The sequence below is a fragment of the Nocardia sp. NPDC005978 genome (assembly GCF_040614455.1).
GTDB lineage: Bacteria > Actinomycetota > Actinomycetes > Mycobacteriales > Mycobacteriaceae > Nocardia.
On sequence record NZ_JBEXUS010000227.1, the window covers coordinates 1 to 3,197 of the forward strand.

The window sequence follows — 3,197 nt, forward strand, 5'->3', positions numbered from 1 at the left end:
CGACCATTTGGTCGTGCGCCGAAGTCGGTGGCTCTGCTACCGCGTGGGGCTCACGCGGTGGCGGGAATCAGGAGACGCCGCAGGCGGCGAGCACCAGCTCCCGGACGCGGGCCGCGTCGGCCTGGCCGCGGGTGGCCTTCATGACGTCGCCGACGACCTTGCCGGCCGCGGCGACCTTGCCGGACTTGATCTTCTCGGCGATGTCGGGGTTGGCGGCCAGGGCCTTCTGGACCTCGGCCTCGAGGGCGGAGTCGTCGCTGACCATGCCCAGGCCCTTGGCCTCGATGATCGCGGCGGGCTCGCCCTCGCCGGCCAGGACGAAGTCGACGACCTGCTTGGCGGTCTTGTTGTTGATGGTCTTCGCCTCGACCAGCGCGGCCACGTCGGCGACCTGCTTCGGGGTGATGGGCAGCTCGTCCAGGGCGACCTCGAGGCCCTTGGCCTTCTCGGTCAGGTAGGCGACCCACCAGGACCGAGCGGCGTCCACGGACGCCCCGGCGTCGACCGTAGCGATGATCAGGTCCAGCGCGTCGGCGTTGACCAGGTCGCGGAACACCTCGTCGGACAGGCCCCAGTCGGCCTGGATGCGCGCGCGGCGCAGCCACGGGTACTCGGGGATGGTGCCGCGCAGCTCTTCGACCCAGGCCGCGTCCGGCGCGACGGGCTCGAGGTCCGGCTCCGGGAAGTAGCGGTAGTCCTCGGCGGACTCCTTGGGCCGGCCTGCCGAGGTGGAGCCGTCGGCCTCGTGGAAGTGCCTGGTCTCCATGGTGATCGTGCCGCCCGCGGCGAGGACGGCGGCCTGGCGGCGCATCTCGTAGCGCACCGCGACCTCGACGCTCTTGAGCGAGTTCACGTTCTTGGTCTCGGTGCGGGTGCCGAATTCCTTGGCGCCCACCGGCATCAGCGAGACGTTGGCGTCGCAGCGCAGCGAGCCCTGCTCCATCTTGACGTCGGAGACGTCCAGGGACTTGAGCACCTCGCGCAGCGCGGTCACGTACGCGCGGGCCACCTCGGGTGCGCGTTCGCCCGCGCCCTCGATGGTCTTGGTGACGATCTCGATGAGCGGCACCCCGGCACGGTTGTAGTCCAGCAGCGAGTGCGAGGCGCCGTGAATACGACCGGTCGCGCCGCCCATGTGGGTGGACTTGCCGGTGTCCTCCTCCATGTGCGCGCGCTCGATCTCGACCCGGAAGATCTCGCCGTCGTCGAGCACCACGTCGAGGTAGCCGTCGGTCGCGATGGGCTCGTCGTACTGGCTGATCTGGTAGTTCTTCGGCTGATCCGGGTAGAAGTAGTTCTTGCGCGCGAACCGCCCCCACGGGGTGATGGAGCAGTTCAGCGCCAGGCCGATGCGAATCGCGGATTCGACCGCCTTCTCGTTCACCACCGGCAGCGAGCCGGGCAGGCCCAGGCAGACCGGGCACACCTGGGTGTTGGGCTCGGCGCCGAATTCGGTCGGGCAGCCGCAGAACATCTTGGTCGCGGTGCCCAGTTCGACGTGGACCTCCATGCCCAGCACCGGCTCGTAGCGGGTGATGACGTCGGCGTAATCCATCAACTCGACCGTGGCTGCACTCATGAGGTCCATCCTATGAGTCCCGCGGTGAATGAAACGCCACGCCCCCGACGATCGCCGGGTCAGCCGGAGTTCCGGCCCTTTTCGCTACTTCTTCGGCGGGAACCGCTGGGTCAGCCAGGCGGTCACGTCGGTCAGCACCTCGGGCGCGATGGTCGTCTCGATGGTGACGTATTCGGTGACCTGCCCGGTCGGGGCGGGCTGCATGAGGTGGTTGAGACCCGGGTAGATCTTCACCGTCGAATCGGTGCCGGCGAGCAGCGCCCGCATGGGCTCGGCGCTCTGCGCTGGCGGGACCTGCACGTCCTTGTCGCCGAAGAACGCGAAGACCGGAACCCGCAGTGCGGACAGGTCCGGGGCCGGATCGTAGCCCAGGAACGACGCCATGTACTTCGTGTTCACCGCGTCCAGGGCGGCCTCGGACTGCCGCTGTTCGGCGGGCACGGACTCGTTGTGCCGCAACTGAACCTGCTTGGCCCCGGCGAGATCGCCGCGCGCGAGCACCTCGGTCCACTCGGTGACGTATCGCACCTGGGCGTCGACCTCCTCGGGCGTCGCCCCGCCCGCGGTGAGGATCACCCTGTTCTGCTCGATCAGCACATCGCGACCGGAGACGCCGGGACCGGCCATGGAGATGACGAACGCGACGCCGCTGTCCGGGCGGGCGGCGGTCCTGGGCGCGAGGTAGCCGCCCTCGCTGTGCCCGAACAGGCCGACGCGGTCACGGTCGATGTCGGCGCGAGCGCGCAAGAAGCCCACGCCCGCCGCGACATCGGCGGTGAGATCGTCGTAGGTCGCCTCGTCGAGCTTGCCGCCGGTGCCGCCGACCCCGCGGTCGTCCACGCGCAGCACCGCGTAACCCGCGCGGGTGAGGGTGTCCGCGAGCAGCAGGAAGGGCTTGTGCCCCATGAGTTCTTCGTTGCGGTCCTGCGGTCCGCTGCCGCTGATCAGCAGTACCGCCGGGAACGGTCCCGAGCCCTGCGGGGCGGTGAGCGTGCCCGCGATGGTCACCTCGCCGTTGCGATAGCTCACATCCTCGGACCGATAGGGGTACGGCGGCTTCGGCTCCTGCGGCCGGGCGATCGGCGCGACCCGGCCGCGTTCGAGGGTGAGCGCGAAGCTCTGGCCGGCCTGGGTGAAGTCACCGATGATCGTGTCGCTCGCGGAGTCGAAGCGTCCCTTGAACTTCGGATCACCCGGGACGTCCGCGATGGCCCAGTGCACGTCGTCCGGCTCGGACCGCACATCCTTCAGCGGCGCGGCGGCCAAGCCCTGCACCGGGATGTCGATGGTGGCCCCGTCCGATGTGAAGGTCACCCCGATGTCGAGTGGCGTGCCGGGGGTCTGGATGCCGCCGTGCCACTCCCCCATGGTGGGTTCGCTCGGCTCCGAATCCGACGAGCATCCGGCCACCACCGCGGCAACAACGAACAGCACCAACGCGATCAGTCGCCCACTCCGCATACGCGCCACCCTACCGATGCCTGGTCCGGATCTCGGTCGCCGCAGCTCACCGGCGAACGCGGCCGAAATCGGCCCGCGCCCCTGCCACCGGCCGCGCGCTCGGCGGCGAATCGCCCGGCTGCCGAATGCCGGCGGGGGCGTATCGGCCGAACTGGCC

Annotated in this window: 2 protein-coding genes; both read right to left on the reverse strand. The window is 69.8% G+C overall.

Annotated elements, in window-relative coordinates; all coding sequences use genetic code 11:
* Window positions 1–67: 67 nt before the first annotated feature.
* Window positions 68–1,588 (reverse strand): Asp-tRNA(Asn)/Glu-tRNA(Gln) amidotransferase subunit GatB, encoded by a 1,521-nt coding sequence (gatB, locus tag ABZ319_RS40270; protein WP_354991858.1) that lies wholly within the window; start codon window positions 1,586–1,588, stop codon window positions 68–70.
* 75 nt (window positions 1,589–1,663) lie between these two features.
* On the reverse strand, window positions 1,664–3,040 hold the full coding sequence (locus tag ABZ319_RS40275; protein ID WP_354991859.1) for an alpha/beta fold hydrolase: 1,377 nt from the start codon (window positions 3,038–3,040) through the stop codon (window positions 1,664–1,666).
* Window positions 3,041–3,197 lie beyond the last annotated feature (157 nt).